General features: G+C 71.7%; 22 protein-coding genes and 1 pseudogene. 9 read left to right on the top strand and 14 right to left on the bottom strand.

From position 1 onward, the window contains the following. Positions 1-98: 98 nt before the first annotated feature. The 6 genes from B4915_RS11295 to B4915_RS11270 form a co-directional block, all read right to left on the bottom strand. Positions 99-839 (bottom strand): FHA domain-containing protein, encoded by a 741-nt coding sequence (locus B4915_RS11295; RefSeq protein ID WP_219845115.1) that lies wholly within the window; start codon positions 837-839, stop codon positions 99-101. 6 nt (positions 840-845) lie between these two features. Then, a complete protein-coding gene (locus tag B4915_RS11290; RefSeq protein WP_105805921.1) occupies positions 846-1394 on the bottom strand; it encodes a hypothetical protein in 549 nt (182 codons plus the stop codon). Positions 1395-1480: 86 nt separating this feature from the next. Further along, the gene (locus tag B4915_RS11285) at positions 1481-3532 is read right to left on the bottom strand and encodes an alpha/beta hydrolase (RefSeq protein WP_105805920.1); all 2052 of its coding nucleotides are present in this window, start codon (positions 3530-3532) and stop codon (positions 1481-1483) included. Further along, positions 3529-3837, bottom strand: coding sequence for a hypothetical protein (locus B4915_RS11280; RefSeq protein ID WP_105805919.1), 309 nt, complete (start codon positions 3835-3837; stop codon positions 3529-3531). The genes B4915_RS11285 and B4915_RS11280 overlap by 4 nt, the downstream gene beginning before the upstream one ends. Before the next feature lie 29 nt (positions 3838-3866). Beyond that, a complete protein-coding gene (locus B4915_RS11275; protein WP_105805918.1) occupies positions 3867-4160 on the bottom strand; it encodes a WXG100 family type VII secretion target in 294 nt (97 codons plus the stop codon). A gap of 231 nt (positions 4161-4391) precedes the next feature. After that, the gene (locus tag B4915_RS11270) at positions 4392-6155 is read right to left on the bottom strand and encodes a proline--tRNA ligase (RefSeq protein ID WP_105805917.1); all 1764 of its coding nucleotides are present in this window, start codon (positions 6153-6155) and stop codon (positions 4392-4394) included. A 44-nt stretch (positions 6156-6199) separates the two neighbouring features. Here B4915_RS11270 and B4915_RS11265 point away from each other — a divergent pair, with 44 nt between their 5' ends. Next, positions 6200-7906 (top strand): phospholipid carrier-dependent glycosyltransferase, encoded by a 1707-nt coding sequence (locus tag B4915_RS11265; protein WP_245907466.1) that lies wholly within the window; start codon positions 6200-6202, stop codon positions 7904-7906. Positions 7907-7939: 33 nt separating this feature from the next. On the opposite strand, the gene B4915_RS11260 is transcribed toward B4915_RS11265, so the two are convergent. Both B4915_RS11260 and B4915_RS11255 read right to left on the bottom strand, forming a co-directional pair. Then, positions 7940-8620 (bottom strand): LuxR C-terminal-related transcriptional regulator, encoded by a 681-nt coding sequence (locus B4915_RS11260; protein WP_105805915.1) that lies wholly within the window; start codon positions 8618-8620, stop codon positions 7940-7942. Continuing rightward, positions 8620-9786: a sensor histidine kinase gene (locus tag B4915_RS11255; protein ID WP_245907465.1), complete on the bottom strand. Its 1167-nt coding sequence runs from the start codon at positions 9784-9786 to the stop codon at positions 8620-8622. The genes B4915_RS11260 and B4915_RS11255 overlap by 1 nt, the downstream gene beginning before the upstream one ends. On the opposite strand from B4915_RS11255, the gene B4915_RS11250 reads away from it, so the two are divergent. After that, a complete protein-coding gene (locus B4915_RS11250) occupies positions 9776-11206 on the top strand; it encodes a beclin/Apg6 coiled-coil domain-containing protein (RefSeq protein ID WP_105805914.1) in 1431 nt (476 codons plus the stop codon). The two genes, B4915_RS11255 and B4915_RS11250, sit on opposite strands and share 11 nt — an antisense overlap. Next, complete coding sequence (locus tag B4915_RS11245; protein ID WP_105805913.1) at positions 11203-11469, top strand: hypothetical protein; 267 nt, start codon at positions 11203-11205, stop codon at positions 11467-11469. Before B4915_RS11250 ends, B4915_RS11245 begins: the two co-directional genes overlap by 4 nt. Before the next feature lie 26 nt (positions 11470-11495). Here B4915_RS11245 and B4915_RS11240 read toward each other — a convergent pair whose 3' ends face one another. Next, on the bottom strand, positions 11496-13004 hold the full coding sequence (locus tag B4915_RS11240; RefSeq protein WP_281258211.1) for a sensor histidine kinase: 1509 nt from the start codon (positions 13002-13004) through the stop codon (positions 11496-11498). 288 nt (positions 13005-13292) lie between these two features. Between B4915_RS11240 and B4915_RS11235 the strand changes: the two genes are divergently transcribed. Continuing rightward, complete coding sequence (locus tag B4915_RS11235; RefSeq protein WP_146120090.1) at positions 13293-13859, top strand: Rv3235 family protein; 567 nt, start codon at positions 13293-13295, stop codon at positions 13857-13859. Between the two features lie 67 nt (positions 13860-13926). On the opposite strand, the gene rlmB is transcribed toward B4915_RS11235, so the two are convergent. The 3 genes from rlmB to phoU all read right to left on the bottom strand — a co-directional run bounded on the left by rlmB (position 13927) and on the right by phoU (position 17248). Continuing rightward, positions 13927-14943, bottom strand: a complete 1017-nt coding sequence (gene rlmB, locus B4915_RS11230; protein WP_105805911.1) for a 23S rRNA (guanosine(2251)-2'-O)-methyltransferase RlmB — start codon at positions 14941-14943, stop codon at positions 13927-13929. Beyond that, positions 14940-16418 (bottom strand): cysteine--tRNA ligase, encoded by a 1479-nt coding sequence (gene cysS, locus B4915_RS11225; protein ID WP_105805910.1) that lies wholly within the window; start codon positions 16416-16418, stop codon positions 14940-14942. The genes rlmB and cysS overlap by 4 nt, the downstream gene beginning before the upstream one ends. 188 nt (positions 16419-16606) lie before the next feature. Then, positions 16607-17248 (bottom strand): phosphate signaling complex protein PhoU, encoded by a 642-nt coding sequence (gene phoU, locus B4915_RS11220; protein WP_105805909.1) that lies wholly within the window; start codon positions 17246-17248, stop codon positions 16607-16609. 447 nt (positions 17249-17695) lie between these two features. Here phoU and B4915_RS11215 point away from each other — a divergent pair, with 447 nt between their 5' ends. Both B4915_RS11215 and B4915_RS11210 read left to right on the top strand, forming a co-directional pair. Further along, positions 17696-18700 carry a sensor histidine kinase gene (locus tag B4915_RS11215; protein ID WP_245907464.1) on the top strand — a complete coding sequence of 335 codons (1005 nt, stop codon included), beginning with the start codon at positions 17696-17698 and terminating at the stop codon, positions 18698-18700. Then, on the top strand, positions 18700-19395 hold the full coding sequence (locus B4915_RS11210; protein ID WP_105805908.1) for a response regulator transcription factor: 696 nt from the start codon (positions 18700-18702) through the stop codon (positions 19393-19395). The genes B4915_RS11215 and B4915_RS11210 overlap by 1 nt, the downstream gene beginning before the upstream one ends. 128 nt (positions 19396-19523) lie before the next feature. Here the strand turns inward: B4915_RS11210 and B4915_RS11205 are convergent, their stop codons facing one another. After that, positions 19524-20105 carry a DNA modification methylase gene (locus tag B4915_RS11205; RefSeq protein WP_105805907.1) on the bottom strand — a complete coding sequence of 194 codons (582 nt, stop codon included), beginning with the start codon at positions 20103-20105 and terminating at the stop codon, positions 19524-19526. Positions 20106-20274: 169 nt separating this feature from the next. Here B4915_RS11205 and B4915_RS11200 point away from each other — a divergent pair, with 169 nt between their 5' ends. Together B4915_RS11200 and ispD are read left to right on the top strand one after the other, a co-directional pair. Further along, a complete protein-coding gene (locus B4915_RS11200) occupies positions 20275-20760 on the top strand; it encodes a CarD family transcriptional regulator (RefSeq protein ID WP_105805906.1) in 486 nt (161 codons plus the stop codon). A gap of 104 nt (positions 20761-20864) precedes the next feature. After that, positions 20865-22162 (top strand): annotated as a pseudogene (gene ispD, locus B4915_RS15125) (2-C-methyl-D-erythritol 4-phosphate cytidylyltransferase). Here ispD and purM read toward each other — a convergent pair. Next, a complete protein-coding gene (gene purM, locus B4915_RS11185; RefSeq protein WP_105805903.1) occupies positions 22159-23283 on the bottom strand; it encodes a phosphoribosylformylglycinamidine cyclo-ligase in 1125 nt (374 codons plus the stop codon). The pseudogene ispD and the gene purM overlap by 4 nt on opposite strands. A gap of 151 nt (positions 23284-23434) precedes the next feature. On the opposite strand from purM, the gene purF reads away from it, so the two are divergent. Then, entirely contained in the window at positions 23435-24895 is a 1461-nt protein-coding gene (gene purF / locus B4915_RS11180) for an amidophosphoribosyltransferase (protein ID WP_105805902.1), read from the top strand. The last annotated feature ends 123 nt before the right edge of the window (positions 24896-25018 follow it).

The following is a 25018-nucleotide window of genomic DNA, read 5'->3' as shown; positions in this document are numbered from 1 at the left end:
GCGGGCAGCTCGCGCACGGTGGCGGGGGGTGGTTCCTTTAACCCACTTGCGCCGCCCGCGACACGGAGGGGGGGGGGCTTGGCGGGGCTCCGCGTCCCCTAAAAAAAAAAAGTCGCACCCAGCCCTGCTGACCGTCCTCCTGGCAGCTCGCGCACGGTGGCGGGGAAGTGCGGGGCGATCCGCGGGGCACGCGTGTGCATGACGCGGTGGGACAGCTGCGGCGGCGGTGAGGCGGGAGGGCCGGGGACGATCCTCAGCTCCACCTCGCCGAGGGTCACCATGCACGGGGCGGCCACCCGGTGCTCGGTGACGGCGTGACCGTCGATGAGGATGCCGTTCGCCGAGCCGAGGTCACGGATCGTGATGCCCGCGGGAGTGAGGTCGATCGTCGCGTGCCGGCGCGAGACGCTGCCGTCACTCAGGAAGATCCGGCTCTCCCGGTCCCTGCCGATGAGGTTCTGTCCCGCGATCAGGCTGAACACCGCTCCGCGGTGCCTGCCGGAGTGCACCTCGACGGTTCCGGCGGGTTCGATGACCCGTGCGCCCCCGGACGGCCCGAACTCGAGCACCGCGTCGATGATCCAGCCGGGCTGCAGCCCGGAGGATCCGATCGGCGATGCCGGGTCGAGGAGGAGCAGCGGGGCGACCGCGCTGCTGCGTGCGCGCAGGGGGACGGGCGCGAGTCGCTGGCGCGCGATCTCGGCGAGGCGGGGGTCGTGGCCCGTTCCCGCAAGGAGCAGGGTACGTGCGACGTCCGCGACCGTGGTCGTCACGTCGCAGACGAGCGTGATGTCGCGGACCCCGCCCTGCGGGAGCGCGAGCGACACCCTGAGCTTCACCTCATCTCACCCGCCGTTCCGTTGCGTCTCCTCCGCGGACTCGCCGCGGCGTTCGAGCTCCTGCTCGAACTCGTTGGGCACGGGATCGAGGTAGGCGTCCCAGTTCGTCACCGTGTTGTTCACCGAGCATGCCGACTCGACGCTCATGGACATGCCCTCTGGCGAGGCCTGAAACGCCAGCACCGCACCGTCCTCGCGATCGGCCCGGAAATAGGGGTTCCCGCCGTAGGAGCGGACATCGCTCACCGTCCACCCCTCAGACTCCCAGAAGCCCCGCACCCGCGCCGCCGCTCCCAAGGGATCATCCGCCGTCTGATTCTTCAGAGAGGTGATCAGCTGACCGCCCATGCCGCAATCGTCGGGGAAGAGTGAGTTCAGGATCATCTCTCGGTCCTCGGGGCGATCGGCGGACCAGAACACGTCGTGCCAGTAAATATCGAACCAGCCTTCTGCGACACCACTCGCCTCGACCGCCGCATCGAGCTGTTCCGCCACCCAAGCCCGTTGCTCATCGAGGGTCATGTTCGTCGTCGGATTGTCGGGATTGTTCGACACGATCGGTACCTCCTGGAGACACGCGGACAGAACTCCCGCAACAACGAGCGCGAGCCCCGCCGCTGCGATCGACCGATACCGCACCATCAGTCGTCCTCCGAGCCGACGCGGAGCGGAACCAGCTGGCCTTCGACCACAATCCACTCGACGCTCTCCCCCTCGGTCCGGGTGAACGAGTTCGCCAGTTCCTCGCTGACCTGGTCCATCGTGATCTGCGCCACGCTGTCGAGCGACTGCGTGTTCCGGTCGAGATACCCGTGCCCCTCGGAAGATGTAATCCCGCCCATCCCGGCCTTCTCTCCCTCGCCGATCACGGAGTGCCCGTCGGTCCGCTTCAGCCCGTGCGCCGGATCCCCGTCCGAGGAGAACGACAGCCCGCCCCCATACACCGGGCTGTACCGTTCGAATCCGAAACCCGTCGCGCCGGGATTGGGCTGGCCACGTCCCGCGAGCCCCGCGCCGAAGGGCGCGAGGTGGTCGTCGGAGGCGTGCGTGGTGTAGATCGCCCGCTGCCCGGGCGAGGCCTCCTTCACGTTGAGGGCCTCGTAGGAGGGGACCATCCCGGTGTCCGGGCCGGCAGAGCCGAGCATCACGAGGGCATCGACCGGGTGCTGCACCAGGGTCAGCGCGATCGTGGCGAGGGTGGTGCCGTAGGAGTGCGATAGCACGTTCACGACCGGCACGCCGTTTCCGCCCGCCTCCCTCGTCGCGTAGGCACCGTCGAGCTCGGCGGCGAAGCGCTGCGCGCCCGCGGCCGCCGAGTCGGTTCCCAGTACGCCGGCCAGACCCGGCGTGTCGTAGCCGAGCCACGCGACCACCGCATTCGAGCCCGCAAAACCGGACACTTGCTGCTGGGCCCGGTAGAGGTTACGGCTCGCCTCATCCCAGCCCTCAAGGGCGAGGGGGGCGTCGCTGTTCATGCCCGGCACGTCCCAGGTGGTGTGCGTAGCCGCGTCGAGATCGCCGTAACCCACCGCCGCCTTCGGCACCGCGCCGGTCATGTCGAGCGCCACGAGCTGGATCGGCGGACGCGCCGTCCCGTACAGCACGCGCTGCCGCGCCTCCCGCTTCAGAATGTCCCGGATCTCCGCCATCAACTTCAGCTGCTCGGGCGTCAGCGACTGCGGATACCGCTGAGTGAACTCGACCAGCTTCCGGTTCGCCGCGTCCCGCACCTCGAAGGGCAGGCCGGGCAGATTGCCGATCACCCACGGCGCCTCCGCGATGAGACGCTCGCGATCCTCTGGCGGCAGCGAGTCCCACCACGCCGCGACCTCCGCGGGCGGCGGGGGCGCATCCCAGATGTGCTCGGCGTTGCCATCGGCCAGCAGGCCCGCCAGCAAGGGGTGCGACTTCGCGAGCTCCGGCGCCTCCTCGGCGACCACGCCTCGCAGCTCTCCGGAGATCGCTGCTGCGATCGTGAACACGCGCTCGCTCCCGGAGTCGCCGCTCACGCTCAGCAGGTGCCCGAGGCTCGTGTCGCCGAGCGCCCGCAGCAGCCGCTGCTCCGCGCCGCGCCGTTCCTCGATCAGCTGCGCCCACCGGGTCTTCGCCGTGTCGATGTCCACGAGCGCCTGGTGCCAGAGCGAGGCGGCCAGCAGCCAGCTCCACTCGTGCGTCGACCGCAGATTCTGGACCGCGGCCTCCCGCTGTCCCTCATCCAGCTCGGCCGCTGCGAACCCCAGCCGGGGCTCGGGGAGCGTTCCGGGCGGCACATCGTTCCAGGCGTAGGCGACGGACACCCCGATCGCATCCGCGATGCGCTCGATCTCAGCCGACTGCCCCCGGATCGTCCCGAGCGCTTCATCGACGCGTGCGACGAGGCGCGCCGCCTCAGTGTGAATCCGGTCGACCTCGGCGGCGTAGGCGTTGAACGCGGTCTTCGCCGCGCTCGCGCTCTCGTGGAGGCTCGTAGCCCCCGGCGCCAGCCGCCCGCTCAGCTTGGAGCTGATCTTCGCGACCCCCGCGCTCGTCACCGAGGCCAGCGCCCCCGTGCCGTCGCGCACATCGGAGACATAGGCCCGGGTATCGCGCATCACGTCCTGCGCATACGCGGCAGCGGCGTCGATCTCCTCCACCGAGCCGAACACGGGTGTGCCCTCCAGCAGCGCCCGCCCCTCGGGCGGCACCCACGTCACCGCCGGCCTCCCCGCAGCGCGAATCCGCTGGAGAGCGCCTCGGCCATGCGGGCGTCGAGTCGCGAGCTCTCACTCATCACCGCGGCCACCTCGCGGGCGGCGGTCTTGGCGGCATCGGCGAGAGCGAGCCGCCCCGTCTGCAAGCCGTGCAGGAACGCCCGCACCTCGCCGCCGATCCCGCTCAGACTGGAGAAGTCCCCCGCAGGCACTGCCGCGTTCGCCGTCGTCATCGCGCTGGAGGCCGCCACCAGCGAGTTGCCGGCGGCCTCCAGCGCAGCGTCGCTGATGTTGAGCCCATCGCTCATCTTCGCACCGCTCCGTTCGCGGGAGCTGCTCAGTTGATCTTCGCGGCGATCTGCGCGTCCATCTCACGCATCGCGCTCGCGGTCTGCGTGAGGAAGTTCTGAATCTCGGTGAGCTTGTTGATCACCGTGTTCGCGCTCGCCGTGTACTCGGTGTAGGCGTTGTTGAACTTGCCAGAGGCCTGGTCCGTGATGAAGCCCGAGGCGACGAGGTTGCCGATCTGCGTCTGGAGGGCCTGCAGCTTCTGCGTGATCTCATCGCGGCCGACGCCCAGCTGGGTGGCGGACTGCTCGATCTCGGCGTAGGAAACGGTGATGTTGGCCATGGGGGGGACTCCTTCGGTGATCCGTGCGACGGTCCCCCACGTGCGCAGCTCTTCGGTTATGGGCCCTCAGTCCGACCACAGTAACAGAGCATGGCGAGGTCATTGACGGAGAAGGTGCGATCCGTGGATAAGTCATGGCTCCGTAGAGCTGTGAACGAAGCGATGCCGCACACGCGGGGTCGGCGCATGAGAGCCCGCCGCTCCGCCGCGCCGCGCCCCTCCCCGACGGAACTACGCGAACAGCCCGGGCACCTCGCTCAGAGCCACCCGCTCCTTCGTCCCCCCCGCACGATCCCACACCTCGGCGAAGCCCTCGGCCGCGTCCCGGCCCACCACCACCACGCGCGGCACCCCGAGCAGCTCGGCATCGCCGAACTTCACGCCCGGCGACACCTTCGGCCGGTCGTCGAAGAGCACCTCAACGCCCCCGGCGGACAGCTCGGCAGCCAGCGCCTCGGCGCGCTCGAACACGACGGGATCCTTCCCCGTCGCCACCAGGTGCACGTCGAAGGGCGCGATCGCGCGCGGCCAGATCAGCCCGCGGTCGTCGTGGTTGAGCTCGGCGAGCGCCGCCATGATGCGCGTGACCCCGATGCCGTAGGAGCCCATCGTCACCGTGACCAGCTTGCCGTTCTCGTCGAGCACCTTGAGCCCCAGGGCCTCCGCGTACTTGCGGCCCAGCTCGAAGATGTGCCCGATCTCCATGCCGCGGGCGAGCGACACCGGCCCCGAGCCGTCGGGGGCGGGATCCCCCTCGCGCACGCTCGCCACGTCGACGACGCCGTCCGCGGTGAAATCGCGCCCCGCGACCAGGTAGGCGACGTGCTTCTCGTGCTCGTTCGCGCCGGTCACCCAGGCGGTGCCATCGACCACGCGGGGGTCGAGCAGGAAGCGGATCCCGCTCGTGCCCTCCGTACCGAGCACGGCCTCGCCGTGCAGCACCGGGCCGATGTACCCCTTCACGAGCGCCGGATGCGCCGCGAAGTCGGCCTCGTTCGCCGGTTCGACCGCGCAGTTGGGGAAGGCCACCTCGACGCGCTTCATGTCGGCGTCGCGGTCGCCGGGAATGCCGATCACCACCAGCTCGCGCTCGCCCTCCAGCGAGGTGACGGCGAGCACCACGCACTTGAGCGTGTCCGCGGCGGTCCACTCGCGGCCGTCGGCGCGCGGCAGCACGGCGTTGGTGTGCGAGACCAGCGTGTCGATGGTGGGAGTGTTGGGCGAGTCGAAGACGAGGGCCGCGGGCTGCCCCTCGATCGGCAGGGCCTCGGGGACCGGCGCACGGTACGCCTCGACGTTCGCGGCGTATCCTCCCGCAGAGCGCACGAAGGTGTCCTCGCCGATCTCGATCGGCAGCAGGAACTCCTCGCTGCGGGAGCCGCCCATCGCGCCCGCGTCGGCCGAGACGATGACGTACTCCACGCCGAGACGCGAGAAGATCCGCTCGTAGGCGTCGCGCTGCCGCTGGTAGGAGGCGGACAGCCCCTCGTCGCTGACATCGAAGGAGTAGGCGTCCTTCATGGTGAACTCGCGACCGCGCAGCAGGCCGGCGCGGGGCCGCGCCTCGTCCCGGTACTTGTCCTGGATCTGGTAGAGCGCGAGCGGCAGCTCCTTGTAGGACGAGACGATGTCCTTCACCATCAGCGTGAAGACCTCTTCGTGCGTGGGGGCGAGCAGGTAGTCGGCTCCGTGCCGGTCCCGCAGCCGGAAGAGCGCGTCGCCGTACTCCTCCCAGCGGCCGGTCGCCTCGTAGGGCTCGCGCGGCAGCAGCGCCGGGAAGTGCACCTCGTGCGCCCCCGCCGCGGCCATCTCCTCGCGGATGATCTGCTCGATCTTCGCCTTCACCCGCAGGCCCAGCGGCATCCAGCCGAACACCCCGGGCGCCTGGCGGCGGATGTAACCCGCGCGCACGAGCAGCTTGTGGCTGGCCACCTCGGCGTCGGCGGGATCCTCACGGAGGGTCTTCAGGAAGTAATTGCTGAGGCGAGTGATCACCCCACCATCGTAGCGCCGCGCCTCCGGCCTCCTAGTCTGGTCGTGTGAGCGAAGGATGCGGTCGGCGAACGGGCGAGGTCACCGGGCTGCGCGGGCGAGGGGCGCTGCGGTGGCTGGCACCCCTGCTGGTGCTCGGGATCGCGGCCGTCTTCCGCTTCTGGGCGCTCTCGCGACCCGGCACCCTCGTCTTCGACGAGCTCTACTACGTGCGCGACGCGATCAGCCAGCTCGCGCACGGCTTTCCCACGGTGTGGCCGGACGACGACCCGGACATGAGCGGCGGGCGGGCGCTCGGCTTCACCGGCACGCCCGCCAACGCGGTGCATCCTCCGCTCGGCAAGTGGCTGATCGGGCTCGGGATCCTGGCCTTCGGCCCGGACAACGGCTGGGGCTGGCGCAGCGCCGTGGCGCTGGCCGGCGTGGCGACGGTGGCCGTGACGATGCGCCTGGGCTGGCTGATGTCGCGCAGCCTGGTCATCGCGTGCACGGCGGGGCTGCTCCTCGCGATCGACGGCGTCCACGTCGTGCTCACCCGAGTCGGGCTGCTCGACGGCTTCCTCACCCTGTTCGTGGCTCTCGGGGCGCTCTTCGTCTGGCGGGACGGCGCGTCCGCGGCGCCGGGGCGGCACGGCGGGATCGCGTGGCGGCGACCGTGGCTGCTCGCGGCGGGGCTCGCCTTCGGGGCGGCCGCCGCGGTGAAGTGGTCGGGACTCTACGCGCTCGCGGGGTTTCTGGTGTTCATCGCGGTGCGGGATCTGCTGACGCGGCTGCGAGCGGCACGGGCGGCGAGGCCGCCCGCCGACGACGCGGCGGGCGGATCGGGCGCGGATCGCGGCAGCGGGCGGCCGGCGGCGCTCGGCCGATCCGTGCTGCAGGCGCTCGTCACGGCGGTGATCGCGATCCCCGCGGCGGCGCTCGCCTACCTGGCGAGCTGGACCGGCTGGATCCTGAACCCCGGCGGCTGGGCCAGGGAGCCCGGGGTGCCGTGGCCGGTCTCGCTGCTGCGCTACCACGCCGAGATGCTCGCCTGGCACAGCACGCTGAGCGCACCGCACCCCTACCAGTCGAGTCCGCTGAGCTGGCCGCTGGCGCTCAGGCCGACGTCGATGTACCGCGCGAGCTGGAGCGAGGGCTGCCCCTGGGCCGAGTGCGTGTCGACGGTCACCCCGGTGCCGAACCCGCTGGTGAGCTGGGGCGGGGTGGCCGCGCTGCTCGCGCTCGCGGTGATCGCGGTGCTGCGGCTGCGGGCCGGGATGCGGGCGCGCACCGCGGGAGCCGGGACGGCGCGGGCCGGAGCGGATGCGACGGGGCCTGGGGCGGGTGCGCTCCCCGTGGGCGGCAGGATCACGGAGGGCGGCGCCGCAGCGGCCGTCCGCGCCTCCGATCCGCTGGTCCTCGCGAGCGCCTTCGTGATCACCGCGTATCTGAGCGGCTGGCTGCCGTGGGTGCTGACGGTCTCGCGCTCCGCGGTCTTCCAGTTCTACGCGGTGGTGCTCACCCCGTTCTCGGCGCTCGCGCTCGCGCTCCTCCTAGGGGGGCTGTGCGGCGTCGCAATCCGCTCGCGCGACGGGGCAGAAGCGCGGCTGCTCCCGCGATCCGCGCCCGGGCAGCTGCGGGAACGGCGGATCTCGGCGGCGCTGTTCCTCGCTGCTTCGCTCGCCCTCGCGGTCCTGTACCTGCCGGTGTGGTCGGGGGTCCCGATCGCGGAGTGGTTCTGGCGCGCCCACATGTGGCTCCCCGGCTGGGCGTGATCGCGTGCCCGCGCGGGGCTCGCGGCCGCATCCTCAGAGCAGGCGCCGCTGCAGCGCCCAGGCGGTGAGCTCGTGGCGGTTGGAGAGCTGCAGCTTGCGCAGCACATTGGAGACGTGGGTCTCGACCGTCTTGACCGAGAGGAAGAGCTCGGCGGCGACCTCCTTGTAGGCGTAGCCTCGGGCGATCATGCGCATCACCTCCTGCTCGCGAGCCGAGAGCCGGTCGAGCTCGTCGTCCGCTGCCGCGGTCTCACCGCCGCCGGCGCCGAAGGCGTCCAGGACGAAGCCGGCGAGCCGGGGTGAGAAGACGGCGTCGCCGTCGCGCACCCGCATCGCGGCGGCGGTGACCTCGGCGCCCGAGGCGGTCTTGGTGAGATATCCCCGTGCCCCGGCGCGGATGACGCTCACCACGTCGTCGGCCGCGTCCGAGACGCTGAGCGCGAGAAAGCGCGTGCCGCGCAGCTCCGGCTCCGCCGCGAGCCGCCGCAGCACCTCGGCCCCGCCGCCGCCCGAGCCGCCGGGCAGGTGGACGTCGAGCAGCACCACCTCGGGAGCGGCGGAGGTGATGCAGGCGATCGCCTCGTCGACGTTCGCGGCCTCGCCCACCACCTCGATCTCCGGCCCGAGTTCGGCGCGCAGCCCGGTGCGGAAGATCTGGTGGTCGTCGACGATCACCACCCGGATCGGCGCCTCGCGCTCGCGTGCGGTGTCCATCACTCCTCCTTCGTGCTCTGCTGCTCCCGCGGGATGCCCAGCCGGACCGCCGTGCCCGAGCCGCCCGGGCCCGGAACGATCGAGGCGGTGCCCCCGGCACGCTCCATGCGACCGAGAATCGACTCGCGCACGCCCATGCGCCCCTCGGGCAGCGTACCGAGGTCGAGGCCGGGACCGCGATCGGTGACGTCGACGGTGATCCGATCCCGTGCCGCCTCCACGTAGACGGTGACCTCGCCGCCCGCGTGCCGTGCCGCGTTGAGCATGGCCTCGCGGGCCGCGGCGACGATCGGCTCCGGCGCCGACACGCCGTCTCCCAGACCCACCGTCACGATCTCGAAGCGCACCGCGTGCGCGGCCTCCAGCGCCTGCGCGTGGGCCCGCAGCTCGGCGTCGACAGCCTCGGCCGGCGCCGCAGCCCCGCCGTCGGCCCCGCGGAACAGCCACTCGCGCAGCTCCCGTTCCTGACCGCGCGCGAGCCGGGCGATGTCGCTGCCCGGCTCGGAGCGCTGCTGGATCAGCGCGAGCGTCTGCAGCACCGAGTCGTGCAGGTGCGCGGCGATTTCGGCACGCTCGGCCTCGCGGGCGCGCGCCGCCCGCTCCGCCAGCAGCTCGCGATTGACGCGCAGCGCCCAGGGCGCCACCGCGAGGGCCACCCCCGCGAGCACGGAGAGCGCCGCAGCGATCACCGTCCACGCACTCGGCTCGCGCGAGGTCACGAAGAACATGAGCACGCCGACCGCCACGAGGGCCAGCGCGCCGAGCACTCGCGGCACCTGGTTGCGATCCGGGCGATCCCGATCCGCGATCTGCCACCAGGCGAGCCCCACGCCCACCAGCACTGCGAGCGCGGGGAGCAGCACCTCGAGATCCAGGCGCGCGCCCAGCCGCTCGAGCACCAGGCCGGCGCCCACGAGCAGCAGGCCGGCGCCGAGCAGCAGCTCCGCGACGGGCCACCGCCGCCGAGCACCGTCGCGCGCGGAAGCGGCCGCGCCGCCGGTTCGGATCGCCGCAGTCCCCGATGCCGCCGACGGCTCGCCCCCGGCACGCTCCGCGCCCGTCCCCGCAGCCGGCCCCCCGCCCGCGGAGGCACCGCCCGCCGCGGCCGCGACGGGCGGCGACGGACCCGGTGGCCGCGCGGCGATCGTCACCGCCGTGGCGCTCACCGCCCTGCTCGCGGTGCCCGCCGTCATCGGCATGATCTTCGGCGGCTCCCCGCTGTTCGGCGGACCGGTGGTGTGGGGCTGGGATCTGTGGGCGACGATGGGCATTCCGCTCTGGCTCACGCGCACCATCGCCTGGCTGTTCTGGATCGGCATCATCGTGCTCGCCGTCGTGTGGCTGCGGCGCGCGGTGCTGCGCCGCGGCCGTGAGTACGCGGCGCGTCCGGAAGCCGGCGAACCGGGATCCCCCGCGCCGGAGGAAGCCTCCGGCGGCGCGGAGGACGCGACGGACCCGCGTCGCGCCGCCGGTGACGGGGAGGACCGGATTCCCGCCGGAGGAGCCCCCGATGGCGCGGCTGCGGCGACCCCGGGCCCGGGCGCCGGGGATGGCGCGCAGGACGCCAGCGACGCCGGGAGTCCCTTCGCGGACCGCACGGAGGAGTTCGTGCACCGCGCCGCACAGCAGGCGAGCGACTGGGGCCAGCGCGTGGGCGAGCAGGCCGGCCGCTGGGGTGAGGAGGTCGGCCGCCAGGCCGACGAGTGGAGCGCCCGCTACGCGGCCGAGCACGACTCCCGCAAACCCGGCGTCGCTCACACGGTGCTCACACTCGCGCTCGCGCTGCTCGCCGGGGGCGTGACCGCCGTCTGGTTGCTCGGGGCCGGCGAACCGGCCGGCTTCGAGGGTGCCGCGCCGGCGCCGCTCGTCGGGGCGCTCATCGCCGCGCTCGCGGTGTTCGCGCTCTCGCTGATCGTTGCGGGGGTGCGCGGCAAGCACACCGACTGGATCGGTTTCCTCTCCGCCTGCGGTGTGGTGGCGCTGCTGTTCACCGCGGTGCTGCCCTGGGGCACCCGCTTCCAGCCCTTCGGCAGCGTGCAGGTGGGCACGGACGCTCCCGGCACCGCCATGATCGCGGGCTCGTCGACGCTCGACCTCACCGAACTCGACGGGCAGCGCGGGGCGATCGCCCAGGGCGACCGCCTGCAGCTGTGGCAGCTCGCCGGCAATGTCCGCGTCGAACTGCCCGAGGAGCACCCCGTCGTCGTCACCGTGCGGGTCCTCGCCGGGAACATCGGCGAGAACGCCGACGGCCCCCGGAACTCCGGCCCGTTCCTCAGCCGCACGCTCACCGCGAACCTTCCGAGGAGCGGCGACACCGCGGGCGCGAGCCACATCGACGTGTACCTGCTCGCCGGAAACGTACGGGTGAACGATCCCGCTGGCGAGAGCGGTGCGCGATCCGGCGGCAGCCGCCTCGACGATGCCGACCGCGCGCGTGCGAACCGGCTCGAAGACCGGCTCGCGCTCGTGGAGTGGCAGCTCGAAGAACCCGGCCTGCGTTCCGCCGAGCGGCGGCAGCTCGAAGATCAGCGCGACGAGCTGCGCGCTGAGCTGAAAGAACTCGAAGAGGAGATGGCACGATGAGCACCGAAACCACGAAACCCGCGCAGGGCGCGAACGGGGAGCGACCGCAGCCCGCTGAGACGCAGGCTCCCGTCAGCCGCGGCCCGCGCACCTCCCCGATCGTGTGGGGGGCACTGATCCTCGCGTTCTGCGGCTACGCCGCCCAGCGCGCCTTCGGGGGCGGAGAGCTCGACACGGCCTGGTGGATCACCGCGACCGTGATCGGCCTCGGCCTGCTCCTCCTCGCCGTGGGCGGTGCGGTGCTGCTGCGCAACCGCCGCTGAGTCGGCGGCGGCCGGCGACCGGGCCGTCAGCGCTGCAGGGGGATCTCGCGGGTCTGCGCCGAGATCCAGTGCAGCGGCACCTGGATCGCCACCCGCGTCCCCCCGCCCTCGTCGAGACCCCAGGTGATGCTGCCGCCGAGTTCGCCCTCGACGAGCGTGCGCACGATCTGCGTGCCGAGTCCGTCGCCCACGGTTCCGCCCGGCAGGCCCGTGCCGGTGTCGATCACCTCGACGGCGAGCCGCTCGTCGCTGCGGTCCGCGCGGATGAACACCTCGCCCTCGCGCCCGGCCAGCCCGTGCTCCACCGCGTTCGTCACGATCTCGGTCAGCGCGAGTGCGAGCGGCGTCGCGTACTCCGAGGGAAGCTCGCCGAACTCGCCCTCCTTGTGCGGGTGCACGGTCGTGTTGTGCAGGCTCGCCACCTCGGCGGCGAGGCCGAGCACCCGGTCGAACACGACGTCGAAGTCGACGATCTGCGAGAGGCCGCTCGACAGCGTGTCGTGGACCACGGCGATCGCGGCGACGCGTCGCATCGCCTGCCCGAGCACCTGCTTCGCCTCCTCGCTCTTCGCACGCCGCGCCTGCACCCGCAGCAGGGATGCGACCGTCTGCAGATTGTTCTTGACGCGGTGGTGGATCTCGCGGATCGTCGCGTCCTTCGTGATGAGTTCCTGCGCCTGCTGCCGCAGCTCGGTCACATCGCGGGTCAGCACGACCCCGCCGACCCTCTCCCCGTCGCGGATCACCGGGATGGAGCGGAGCGTGAGGGTGCGACCGCGCGCGGTGACCTCCACGCGCTTCGCGACCTTGCCCTGGGCGATCAAGGGCAGCGACTCGTTCGTGTCGAACTGCCCCTTCACGATCTCGGCGATGACCTCCGCGAAGTTCTCTCCCTCGATCTCGTCGCGGTAGCCGACACGGGCGAAGGTGGTCTGCGTGTTGGGGCTCGCGAAGGTCGCGATGCCCTCCGGGTTGACGCGCACCAGTCCGTCGGAGGCGCGCGGCGCCCCCTGTTCACCGCCGCGCGAGCTGCTCGCAGAGGGGAAGAGCCCCTCCTGGATCATGGCGAACAGATCGTCGGCAACCTCACGGAAGGCGGCGCCGATGCGCGATGCCTTCTGGGTGTCGGCGACGCTCGTGTGCACGGTCGCGACCGCGAAGGGGCCGCGGGTCACGCCGTTCTCGTCCTTCCGGCTCACGGAGTAGGCCGCCAGGCGCATGGGATTCTCCTCGTACCAGGCGGGCGAGGTCGACGCCACCGGCTTGCCGGTCTCCATGGCCTCGTTGACGAGCTCGAGCCAGTCCGCGCGGAGGAAATCGCCGATCACGTCGCGATAGAAGAGGGTCACGGACCCCGCCGGGCGGCTGTGCGCCACCGCCAGGTAGCCCCCGTCCTCCGTCGGAACCCACAGCACCACGTCGCTGAGGGCCAGATCGGCCAGGAGCTGCCAGTCGAGCGCGAGCAACTCGAGCCACTCGATCTCGGCCTCGTCGAGCTCGGAGTACTTCATCGCCAGATTCCGCAGGGTCGCCACGTCCCCAGCCTAGTGTTCCGTGCCGGGAGTTCGCTCCCCGCCTCCCGTCGCGCGCCCGGCGGCCGCTCCACCCGCGCCGCGGGCCGCCTCCTGTGCCCAGAGCTCTGGGGCCGCCGGATCCAGAGCGTGAAACCACAGGTCCGCAACGTGACTTGACCGATCCCCACAGCCCATTCATAAACTGGGCACCCCAACACACAAGGAGCACGGAGTCCCGCGCAGCACGGGTGAGCGGTCATGGCCAGGGGTGGGAGCGTCGGCGGCGGTGCTGACCACGAAGGAGCCCACATGCCCGCCAGTGCCGCGCTGTCGCGCCCCCGCCCAGACCGCCCGCAGCCCTCCGCGCAGCCCTCCCGGAGCGGAATGCCGCCGGACCGGACCGCCACGCCGCTTCCCGGCGCAGCGGGCCCGCGCCCCGCTCGCACCGCACCCGCCGGGCTCGCCGCGCTCCGCGCCGTGCCGGATCCCGCGCGCTTCCTCGACCGCACGGCATTCGACACCGGCACCGCCTCGGACATCCCCCCGCCGCCGACCATCACCATCCAGAAGCTCGCGCTCTACGCCTTCGAGGCGGTCGAGGGCACGCGGACCGTCGCACAGCTCGGGCAGTGGATCACCTCGGACGTCGCCGCCGCGCTCGCCGAACGCCGCGCCGCGCGCACCGAGCGCCGGACGCTCTACCGCGACGCGCGCCGGATCGTCGCGTGCCCCGGGCCGGCCCACCTCGACCGCCCGAGTTCCAGCGTCATCGAAGCGACCGTGGTGCTCTACGCGGAGCCGCGCTCCCGCTCGGTCGCGCTGCGCTTCGAGCACGACGGGGGACGGTGGCGGGCCACCGAGCTCACGGTGCTCTGAGCGGCGTCGCGCCGGCCGGGCTCGCACCCGCGCCGCGCGACGGAGGCGCGCCGCTCGGGCCCGGGCTTCACGCCTCGCGTTCGGAGCCGCCCGAGGCACGCAGCTTGGCGACCTCGTAGAGGGCGACGCTCGCCGCGATCCCCGCGTTCAGCGACTCCGTGGCCGAGGTGATGGGGATCGACACGACCGCGTCGCAGTGCTCGGTCACGAGACGCGAGAGCCCCTTGCCCTCGCTGCCGATCACCAGCACGAGCGGCCGGTCGGCGAGTTCGAGCCCGGGCAGCGACACCTCGCCGCCCCCGTCGAGACCCACCACGAACACGCCCTGCCGCTTGAACTCCTTGAGCGTCTGAGTGAGGTTCGACGCCATCGCGACCGGGATCCGCGCCGCGGCACCCGCCGAGGTCTTCCAGGCGGCGGAGTTGAGCCCGGCGGAGCGACGCTGCGGGATTACCACGCCCTGCCCGCCGAAGGCGGCGACGGAGCGGATGATCGCGCCGAGATTGCGCGGGTCCGTGACGCCGTCGAGCGCGACGAAGAGCGGGGTCTGGCCACGGTCGACCACCTCGTCGAGCAGCTCAAGGGGGTGCGCGTACTCCATCGGCGGCACCTTCAGCACGACGCCCTGGTGCACCGTGTCGCGGTCCGTCATGCGATCCATCTCGGGCCGCATCACCTCGAGCACGGCGACGCCCCGGTTCGTGGCGAGGCGCAGGATCTCGCGCACGCGATCGTCCATCTCGACCCGGGCCGCGATGTAGAGCGCGGTGGCGGGGATGCCCGTGCGCAGCGCCTCGAGCACCGCGTTGCGGCCGGTGACGAGCTCCGCGTCATCCTTCTTCGCTCCCCCCGCACGGCCGGCAGCCGAGCCTCCGCGACCCGAGGCGGCGGCGTGCCGCTGCTTCGCGGCCTCGTAGCGCTCGCGCGCCTTCTTCGCCTTGTGCGCGGGGTGATACTCGCGGTCTTCGGCGCGCGGCGTCGGCCCGCGCCCCTCGAGCGCCTGGCGGCCCTGGCCGCCCGAGCCGACGGCCTTGCCCAGGCCCTTCTTGCGCACGGCTCCCGTGCGGTTCTTCTTATTGCTCATGTCAGGCTCCAGCGGGTTCCGTTCGGGGTGTCTTCCAGGGCGATGCCGGCGGCCAGCAGCCGATCGCGGATCGCGTCGCTTCTCGCGAAGTCCCGCTCGGCGCGGGCCTCCGCGCGCTCGGCGGCGAGCTGCTCCACGAGGGCGCCGAGGGCGGCAGCCGCGCTCTCGTCCTCCCCCGCGGTGGAGCCGCCCGCCCAGACGGCGTCCGCGGGGTGCAGTCCGAGCACGTTCAGCATCGCCGCCGTCTCACGGGCACGCGCGGTGGCCTCGGCGGCGTCGCCGGCGTCGAGCGCCGTGTTGCCCGCGCGCACGGCACCGTGCAGCGCCGCGAGCGCCTGCGGGATCGCGAAGTCGTCGAGCATCGCGGCGGTGAAGGCGGCGGGCAGTGCCTCGGCACGGGGCTCCCCGGCGGCGAGCGCGGCCCGCAGCGCGGTCGCCGCCTCGTCGTCGAGCGCGTCCGCGAACGCCGCCGCTCGCGCGAGGAAGCCCTCGATCCGCTCGAAGGCCGCCGCCGCCTCGTCGAGCGAGGTGTCCGAGAACTCGAGCACGGATCGGTAGTGGGCCGAACCCAGGAAGTACCGCAGCACGATGGGTCGCGCCCGTCTCAGCAGATCCGCCGCGAAGAGCGAATTGCCGAGCGACTTCGACATCTTCTGCCCGCCGGTGTTCACCAGGCCGTTGTGGATCCAGTGCCGGGCGAAGGGGTGACCGGCGGCGGCCGACTGCGCCAGCTCGTTCTCGTGGTGCGGGAAGCGCAGATCCAGCCCGCCGCCGTGAATGTCGAACTCCTCGCCCAGGTAGCGCGTCGCCATCGCCGAGCACTCGATGTGCCAGCCCGGGCGGCCGCGGCCCCAGGGCGAGGGCCAGGACGCCGAGAGCGGCTCGTGCTCGCGATGCGCCTTCCACAGCGCGAAATCGCGCGGATCCCGCTTGCCCACCGGCTCCGAGTCGGCGGCGTCCTCCATCTGCTCGCGCCGCTGCCGCGTCAGCTCGCCGTAGGCCGGCCAGCTCGCCGTGTCGAAGTAGACGCTCGCCGAGCCGTCGGCGGCCGGGTAGGCGTGCCCGCGCTCGATCAGCCGCTCGATCAAGGCGATCATCTCGGCGACGTTCGCCGTCGCCCGCGGCTCGTACGTGGGAGGGAGCACCCCGAGCGCGTCGTATACGGCGGTGAACTCGCGCTCGACCCGGTAGGCGAGCGCCCACCACTCCTCGCGAGTGCCGTCCTCGCGGGGCTGCCTCGCGCCCTCGAGGATCTTGTCGTCGATGTCGGTGACGTTGCGGATCAGGGTGACCTCGTGACCGCTCGCCGCGAACCAGCGGCGCATCTGGTCGTAGACCAGGGCGCTGCGCAGGTGCCCGATGTGGGGCGCCGACTGCACCGTCGGCCCGCACACGTACAGGCCGACCCTGCCGGCCTCGCGCGGGGCGAAGTCGATCACGTCCTGGGCGCGCGAATCGTAGATGCGTTGCTTCACCCTATAACCCTAGCGCCAGCGCCCCCACCGCTCCCCCACACCGCCCCTGCCCCTCCGGCACCCCCGCCGAGAGGAGAGAAACACATGCTCCGGCGCGATGCCGAGATGCGCTTTTCTCCTTTCGGGGGAGCCTGGGGTGAGGGGGAAGCCTGGGGTGAGGGGGCGGCATGGCGCGGCGCCCGCGCAGCTCAGCCGCGCGAACCGCTCAGGAAGAACTGCATCTGCTTCGCGATGCTCACCGCGTGATCGCCGAAACGCTCGTGGTAGCGGCTCGCCAGCGTCGCATCGACCGCTCCGGCGGCGTTGCTCGCGAGCTTGTCGCTGAGGACCTTCTCGAACACCTTGGCGTGCAGCTCGTCGAGATCGTCGTCGAGATCGCGGACCTCGTCGATGAGCCGGGGATCCTGCTGCCGGAGCAGCTCCACGATCTTGCTCGCCATCTCGACGTCGAGAGCCCCCATCCGCACGAAGATCTTCTTCAGGCCCTTCGGGATCGCGCTCTCCGGGTAGCGGTAGCGGGCGAGCTGCGCGATGTGCTGTGCGAGATCGCCCATGCGCTCCAGCGAGGTGCTCATGCGCAGCGCGCCGACGATCAGGCGCAGATCAGAGGCGACCGGCTGCTGCCGGGCGAGGATGTCGATCGTGAGCTGATCCAGCTCCGCAGCCATCGACTCGATCTCCGCGACGTCGTCGATCACCTGCTCGGCGACGGCGACATCCGAGTTGCCGAACGCACTCGTCGCGTTCTCGATGGACGTCTCGACGAGCTCGGCGATCCTCACCAGGCGCTCCTGCACCTCGTGGAGCGACTGCTGAAAGACCTCACGCATGCGGTTTCCTCTCTGTATCGCGCGCACGCACCCCGAAGCGGGAGCCGGCGCGCACCTCCACCAGTCTGCAAGCCCCCGGTGAACCATGCCGCACGGGCAGGTGAACAACAGTTGAACTGTACCGTGCGGCCGCAGACCCCCCATCTACGATGAGAGACATGGATCCGACACTGCTCGTGCTCGCGTCGACGGGCCTCGGGGTACTCGTCGGAGCGGGCACCGCGCTCGCGATCCAGGGAGCCAGGCGCGCCGGGGAGCGGCGCGCGGCGGAGATGCGGCCCGAGCTGCCGGAAGTGGCCACCGCGATCCTCGACGAGATCGACGACTTCGCCGTGATCCTCGACGCCTCGCTCACCCCCGTGTACATCAACCCCGCCGCGCGCCACGCACGGCACATCAGCGACGAGCAGATCCGCGACACGCACTTCCTGGCGCGCGGCGGGGTTGATGTACACGGGGGTGAGCGAGGCGTCGAGGATCACGGCGAAGTCGTCGAGCTCGTCCCCCTCCGACCCCTCCGACCCCTCCGACACGGTGAAGATCCACATCGTCCGGCTGCAGCGCCGCTTCCTCGTGATCCTCGCCGAGGACCTGGGCGAGGAGCAGCGGGTCAACACGATGCGCCGCGACTTCATCGCGAACGTCAGCCACGAGCTCAAAACGCCGATCGCGGCGATCGGCCTGCTCGCGGAGGCCGTGCAGCAGGCCGCCGACTCCCCGGAGCTCGTGCGCGACTTCTCGAAGAGCCTCGTCAAGGAGTCACGCCGCCTCGGCGAGCTCTCGCGCGACATCATCCAGCTCTCCGAGGCGCAGTCCGCCCTGCGCCCCGAGGACCGCGAGCCGGTCTCCCTCCGCGACCTCGTGCGCGCCGAGGTCGACTCGCATCGCTCCTTCGCCGCGCAGCACGGGGTGGAACTCGTCATCACCGATGAGTCCGGCCTGCAGCGGGACGCCATCATCCAGGGGCGGCGCACCTCACTCGGCTCGGCGGTCGCGAACCTGCTCAGCAACGCCATCCGCCACTCGCCCGAGGGCGGCCGCGTCGGCGTCGGCATGTCCTTCGAGCGCAAGAGCTTCGTCGTCACCGTCACCGACCAGGGAGAGGGCATCGCGCCCGAGCACCTCGGCCGCATCTTCGAGCGCTTCTACCGCGTCGACGGCGCCCGCACCCGCGGCGAAGGCGGCACCGGCCTCGGGCTGAGCATCGCCCGCCACACGATGCGCGCCCACGGCGGGGACGTCGACGTGTGGTCGCAGCCCGGCGTCGGATCGAGCTTCACGCTCACCTTCCCGCTGCCCCAGGACACCGCCGCTAGCAAGACCAGCAAGCGCGCGAAGAAAGCGCGGCGCGCCCTCGCCGGGCAGACCGCAGAGACCGCCCGCACCGAGCCGGCGCCCGAGCCGGGCGACAGGCCGGCGCCTCAGCCGCAGCCGCAGAAGGGAACCCAGTAGTGGCACAGCACATCCTGCTCGTCGAGGACGAGGAGTCCATCTCCCGCCCGCTCGCCTTCCTGCTCGAGCGCGAGGGCTACCGCGTCACCGTCGTCGACGACGGCGCCGAGGCCGTGCAGCGTTTCGCCGCAGCCGGGGCCGACCTCGTGCTGCTCGACCTCATGCTCCCCGGCCTGCCCGGCACGGAAGTGTGCCGCACCATCCGCCAGAGCTCACAGGTCCCCATCATCATGCTGACCGCGAAGGACAGCGAGATCGACATCGTCGTCGGCCTCGAGCTCGGGGCCGACGACTACATCACCAAGCCCTACTCCACGCGCGAACTCCTCGCGCGCGTGCGCGCAGCGATCCGGCGCTCGGGCAGCCCCGAGGAGGAGAACCGTGCCGAGCAGGAAACGCAGGTGCTCGACGAACTCGGCATCCGACTCGACTCCGAACGTCACTCCGTCGAGGTGCGCGGCGAGGAGATCACCATGCCGCTGCGCGAATTCGAACTGCTCGAGATGCTCATGCGCCACTCGGGCCGGGTGCTCACCCGCGGCCAGCTCATCGACCGGGTCTGGGGCAGCAACTACTACGGCGACACCAAGACCCTCGACGTGCACATCAAGCGGATCCGGGCGCGGATCGAGGAGGAGCCCTCCAAGCCCAAGCTCATCTCGACGGTCCGGGGCGTCGGCTACCGCTTCGGCTAGGGACTCGCGGCGGATCGTGCGGACGGCCGAGTCCTCGGCCGAGACGCGAAACGGCCCCGGAATCCAGAGGACTCCGGGGCCGTCGGCCGCTCCGACGGGCTCCCGCCCCTCGGTGCCGTTTCGAGGAGCTACTGCCCCTCGGTGTCGTCACCGATGCGCGACTGGTCTGCTTCCTCGTCCGCCTCGGTGAGCTCCTTCTCGGACTGCGGAACCTGGCTCTCGCTGAAGTCCGCGGGAAGCACGTACTTGCGGTACTCCTCGAGGGTGCCGTCCAGCACGGGGACCTCGCGCTCCACCTCGTCCGCTCCGGGAGCCTGGAAGTAGGCGCGCACGGTCGCGCCCGGCTCCAGGCCCGGAATCGACACCAGCACCGGGGTCTGCTCCCCGTCGGGGTCGCCGAACAAGGAGCTCCCCGTCGGGATCGTGAACTCTGCGCGGGCCTGCTTCCCGCCCTCACCCGCGAAGGTGATGGCGAGCTGCTGCGGCTGGGTCGTCCGGTTCACGGCGCCGAAGACGACGTTGAAGTTCTCGCCCGACTCGTCCTGCACCAGCAGGATGTTGCGGACGTCGACGCTCTCCACATTGAGGTCGATGCCGTCGCTCGGGGCATACGGCTTGAGGGTGCCCTGAGGCGCGATGAGACTGCATCCGGTCATGCCGAGCGCGAGAGCCGCCGCCAACGCGACGGACGTAGCGAGCCGAGTCTTCAAGATGGTCCTCCGAGCCGTGGATCGATACTCATGCGCATGTGCCTCGTATAACGGGCACAGCATAGGACCATCATAACCTCCCCCGCATAGCAGGCGCAGCTTAGGGTCACCTAACCCCGGAGATGACGGGTGTGGTATTCTAGTGGTTGGACTGTAAAGGAGCCACTCGATGCAATTTGAGGTCGGAGAGACCGTCGTCTACCCCCACCACGGCGCAGCCAAGATCATCGAGGTGAAGAAGCGCAAGCTCGGCGGAGAAGAGAAACTCTTCCTGAAGCTGCAGGTCAACCAGGGTGACCTCACCATCGAGGTGCCCGCGGAGAACTGCGACCTCGTCGGCGTGCGCGACGTCATCGACCAGGAGGGCCTCGAGCGGGTCTTCGAGGTGCTGCGGGCCCCGTTCACCGAGGAGCCGACGAACTGGTCGCGCCGCTACAAGGCGAACCTCGAGAAGCTGGCCTCCGGCGATGTGATCAAGGTCTCCGAGGTCGTGCGCGATCTCTGGCGCCGCGACCAGGAGGTGCGCTCGCTGTCGGCCGGCGAGAAGCGCATGCTGGCGAAGGCACGCCAGATCCTCGTCTCCGAGCTCGCCCTCGCCGAGAAGACGGACGAGGAGCAGGCCTCCGAGGTGCTCGATCAGGTGCTCGCCTCCTAGAATCCGCGCCACTTCCTGAACGCCCCGCCCAGCGCGGGGCGTTCTGCTGTCCGCGGGCGATTCCCGGCCGCTGCCTCCCCCGTGCCGCGAGGTACGCTGGGGGCATGAACGCGTCGCTCCCTGCCCGCGAAGACCCCGGATCGCTCCCGCACCCGCTGCCGAAGCTCGGCGTGGTGCTCGTCGCCGCCGGACGCGGCGAGCGGCTCGGTGCCGCAGAACCCAAGGCCTTCGTGCGCTTGCACGGGCGCACCCTGATCGAGTTCGGGATCGGCGTCGCCACCTCGCTGCCGCACGGCGGCCACCTCGTCGTCGTCGTGCCGGACTCGCACGCGGTGCGAGCGCTCGAGATCGTGGAGCAGGTGCTGCCCGAGGGGTCCGAGTGGCTGGTCTCGGTGGTGCCGGGCGGCCGGGAGCGCCACGAGTCGGTGCGCTTCGGACTCGAGGCGCTGCACGACACCGTCGAGGTGGTGCTGGTGCACGACGCGGCCCGTCCCTTCGCCACGGCGGCGCTCTTCGAGCGCGTCATCGCGGAGGTGCGCCGCACGGGCGACGCCGTGGTGCCGGCGCTGCCGGTGGCGGACACCCTGAAGCGGGTCGACGCCGAGGGCGTCGTGCACGAAACCGTGGACCGGGCGCCACTCGTGCGCGTGCAGACACCACAGGGCTTCCCGCGCGAGCTGCTCGCCGCCGCCCACGCGGACGCCGCGCTGCTCTCCGGCGCGGAGCCGGGCCGTTCAGCGCCCACCGATGACGCGGAGGTCGTGCAGCGCGCCGGTGGCCGGGTGCGGACGGTGCCGGGCGAGGTGCGCGCCCACAAGCTCACCACGCCCGCCGATCTGGCACTGCTGGAGGCGATCATGGAGGCCAACGTCGCCGGCATCGCGGAGGGGGTGTGAGCTCCCCGGGTCCCGGGACCCGCGTGGGAACGGGCGTCGATGTGCACGCATACGACGCGGGATCACCGCTGCGACTCGCGGGACTCGACTGGCCGGGTGAGCCCGGACTCTCCGGTCACAGCGACGGCGACGCCGTGTGCCACGCCGTCGTGGACGCGCTGCTCGCGGCGGCGGGGCTCGGGGACATCGGAGAGCTGGTGGGCGTCGACGAGCCGGGGACGGAGGGAGCGGCGAGCACAGGCTTCGTGCGCCTCGCCCTCGCACGGCTCGACGCGGAGGGCTGGCGTCCCGTGAACGTGTCCGTGCAGATCATCGGGCAGCGGCCCCGGTTCTCGGCCCGTCGCGCGGAGGCGCAGCGGGTGATGAGCGAGCTGGTGGGCGCCCCCGTGTCCCTCGGCGCGACCACCACCGACCACCTCGGCTTCACCGGCCGCGGCGAGGGCCTGGCGGCCATCGCCACCGCGCTCGTCGAGCGCCGAACGGGCGGGTCGGAAGCCCCGGTCTAGGCGGCGTAGGAGCCCACGAGGCGAACGGCGCCGCCGTCGACTCCCTTGGCGCCCTGTTCGAAGCCGGCGAGATCGCGCTCCGCAGTGGAGACGGTGCCGGCGACCCAGGCGTCGAGGCCCTCGGCAGTGAGCGCAGCGGCCACCTGCGGCGCCCGGTTCGCGTCGACGACCGCGAACATCCCGACGCCCAGGTTCCAGGCGCCCTCCAGGGACTCCAGGGTGTGCCCGCCCAGCTCGGCCAGGTGACGGAACACCGGCAGCGGCGACCACGCACCACGATCCAGCTCGATCCACGCGCCGCGCGGCAGCACCCGCGCGAGGTTCGCCGCGATCCCGCCGCCCGTGACGTGGCTGAGCATGTGAATCGCGCCGTCGAGCGCGGGATCCTCCAGCACGCGCAGCAGCGGGGCCGTGTAGAGCGCGGTCGGCGTGAGCAGCGCCTCGCCGTACGTCGCCCCCAGCTCGGCGCTGCGGTCGCCGTAGCCGATGCCCCGCTCCGCGAGGATGTGGCGCACCAGCGAGAAGCCGTTCGAGTGCAGGCCGGAGGATGCCATGGCGAGCACCACGTCGCCGTCGCGCACCAGGGAGGGCTGCAGCATGCGGTCGGCCTCGACCACGCCAGTCGCGGCCCCGGCCACGTCGTATTCGTCGGCGCCGAGCAGGCCCGGGTGCTCCGCGGTCTCGCCGCCGACGAGCGCGGTGCCGGTCGCCTCGCAGGCCTCGGCGATGCCGCGGACGATGTCGGCGATGCGCTCGGGCACCACCTTGCCGCAGGCGATGTAGTCGGTCATGAACAGCGGCTTCGCACCCACCACCACGATGTCGTCGACGACCATCGCCACGAGGTCCTGCCCGATGGTGTCGTGCTTGTCGATGGCCTGCGCGATCGCGACCTTCGTCCCCACGCCGTCGGTGGAGGAGGCGAGCAGCGGCCGCCGGTAGCCGAGCAGCGCGCTCGCGTCGAACATGCCCGCGAAGCCGCCGACCCCGCCGAGCACCTCGGGCCCGTGCGTGCGCGAGACCGCGGAGCGCATGAGCTCGACGGCCAAGTCGCCGGCCGCGGTGTCGACGCCCGAGCGGGCGTAGGCGGACGGGGCGCTGTTCGGGGAGGTTTCGCTCACCCGCCCAGTCTAGCCGGGGCCGCTTCGCGGATGCCGCGACGCGACCCCCGTCTCGGCGTCCGCGCACACCCGCTTCCCTCCCGCGTGTGCGAGACTGGAAGCCGCGCGTCAGCAGCGACGCCTCGAACTTGCAGGGAGCAACACCACCGATATGTGCGGCATCGTGGGGATCGTTTCGTCGGAGCCCGTCAACCAGCAGGTCTACGACAGCCTGCTCCTCCTCCAGCACCGCGGACAGGATTCCACGGGCATCGCCACGCTCGAGGGCGACATCTTCCACATGGTGAAGGCCAAGGGCCAGGTCCGCGAGGCCTACCGCACGCGCGACATGCGCAGCCTGCGCGGCAATGTGGGCCTCGGGCACGTGCGCTACGCGACCCGCGGATCGGCCACCCGCGAAGAGGAGGCGCAGCCCTTCTACGTGGGCGCGCCGTACGGCATCATCCTCGTCCACAACGGCAATCTCACCAACACCCGGGAGCTCACCGCCGAGCTCTACAACGTCGACCGCCGGCACCTCAACACCCACTCGGACACGGAACTGCTCCTCAACGTGCTCGCCAACGAGCTGCAGGCCGGGATCACGGGGCTCTCGCTCGACAAGGACCAGGTCTTCGCCGCGGTCTCGCGCGTGCACGAGCGCGTCGAGGGATCCTACGCGGCCATCGCCCTCATCGCCGGCTACGGGCTGCTCGCCTTCCGCGATCCGAACGGGATCCGCCCGCTCGTGCTCGGCCGCCGCGACGGTGCGGACGGGAAGGACGAGTGGGTCGTGGCCTCCGAGTCGCTCGTGCTCGAATCCGGCGGCTACGAGATCGTCCGCGACGTCGAACCCGGTGAGGCGATCCTCATCTCCCCCGACGGCTGGATGTACTCGCAGCAGTGCGCCGCTCAGCCGCGCCTCGTGCCCTGCGCCTTCGAGTACATCTACCTCGCCCGCCCGGACTCGGTGCTCGACGGCATCTCCGTCTACGACGCCCGTCTGCGCCTCGGCGACGTGCTCGCCGAGGAGATCGCCGCGCAGCTCGACGGGCTCGACATCGACGTGGTGATGCCGATCCCCGACTCGGCACGGCCGAGCGCCATGCAGGTGGCGCAGAAGCTCGGCATCGAGTACCGCGAGGGCTTCTTCAAGAACCGCTATGTCGGCCGCACCTTCATCATGCCCGGGCAGGCGGTGCGCAAGAAGAGCGTGCGACAGAAGCTCAACGCCATGAGCGTCGAGTTCAAGGGCAAGAACGTGCTCATCGTGGACGACTCGATCGTGCGCGGCACCACCTCGCGCGAGATCGTCGAGATGGCGCGGGCTGCCGGCGCCAAGTCGGTCGTCTTCGCCTCCGCGGCGCCGCCGGTGATCTTTCCGCACGTCTACGGCATCAACATGCCCTCGCGCCGCGAGCTCATCGCCCACGGGCGCAGCTCTGAGGAGATCGCCGAGGAGCTCGGCGCCGACCGGCTCATCTACATGAGCGTGGAGGGCATGAACCGGGCGATCCTCGCCGGCCAGGATCACGTCACCGAGCTGGAGCAGAGCTGCTTCACGGGCGAGTACATCGCCGGGAATGTGAGCGAGGAGTACCTGAGCTTCGTCGAGGAGACGCAGGAGAGCTGAGCTGCGCCGGCTCCGCCCCTGCCGGGCGGGGCACAGCGGGGCCGGCATGCCGCCCGCGAGCCCGCCCCCGCACGCGAAAGCGCCCCCGGCACGAGGTCGGGGGCGCTTTCGCGAGCGCGGTGC

This window comes from Leucobacter massiliensis (genome assembly GCF_002982315.1).
GTDB classification, from domain to species: domain Bacteria; phylum Actinomycetota; class Actinomycetes; order Actinomycetales; family Microbacteriaceae; genus Leucobacter; species Leucobacter massiliensis.
The sequence above is the reverse complement of the archived record's forward strand: the minus strand, read 5'-3'. Positions and strand labels throughout refer to the sequence as shown.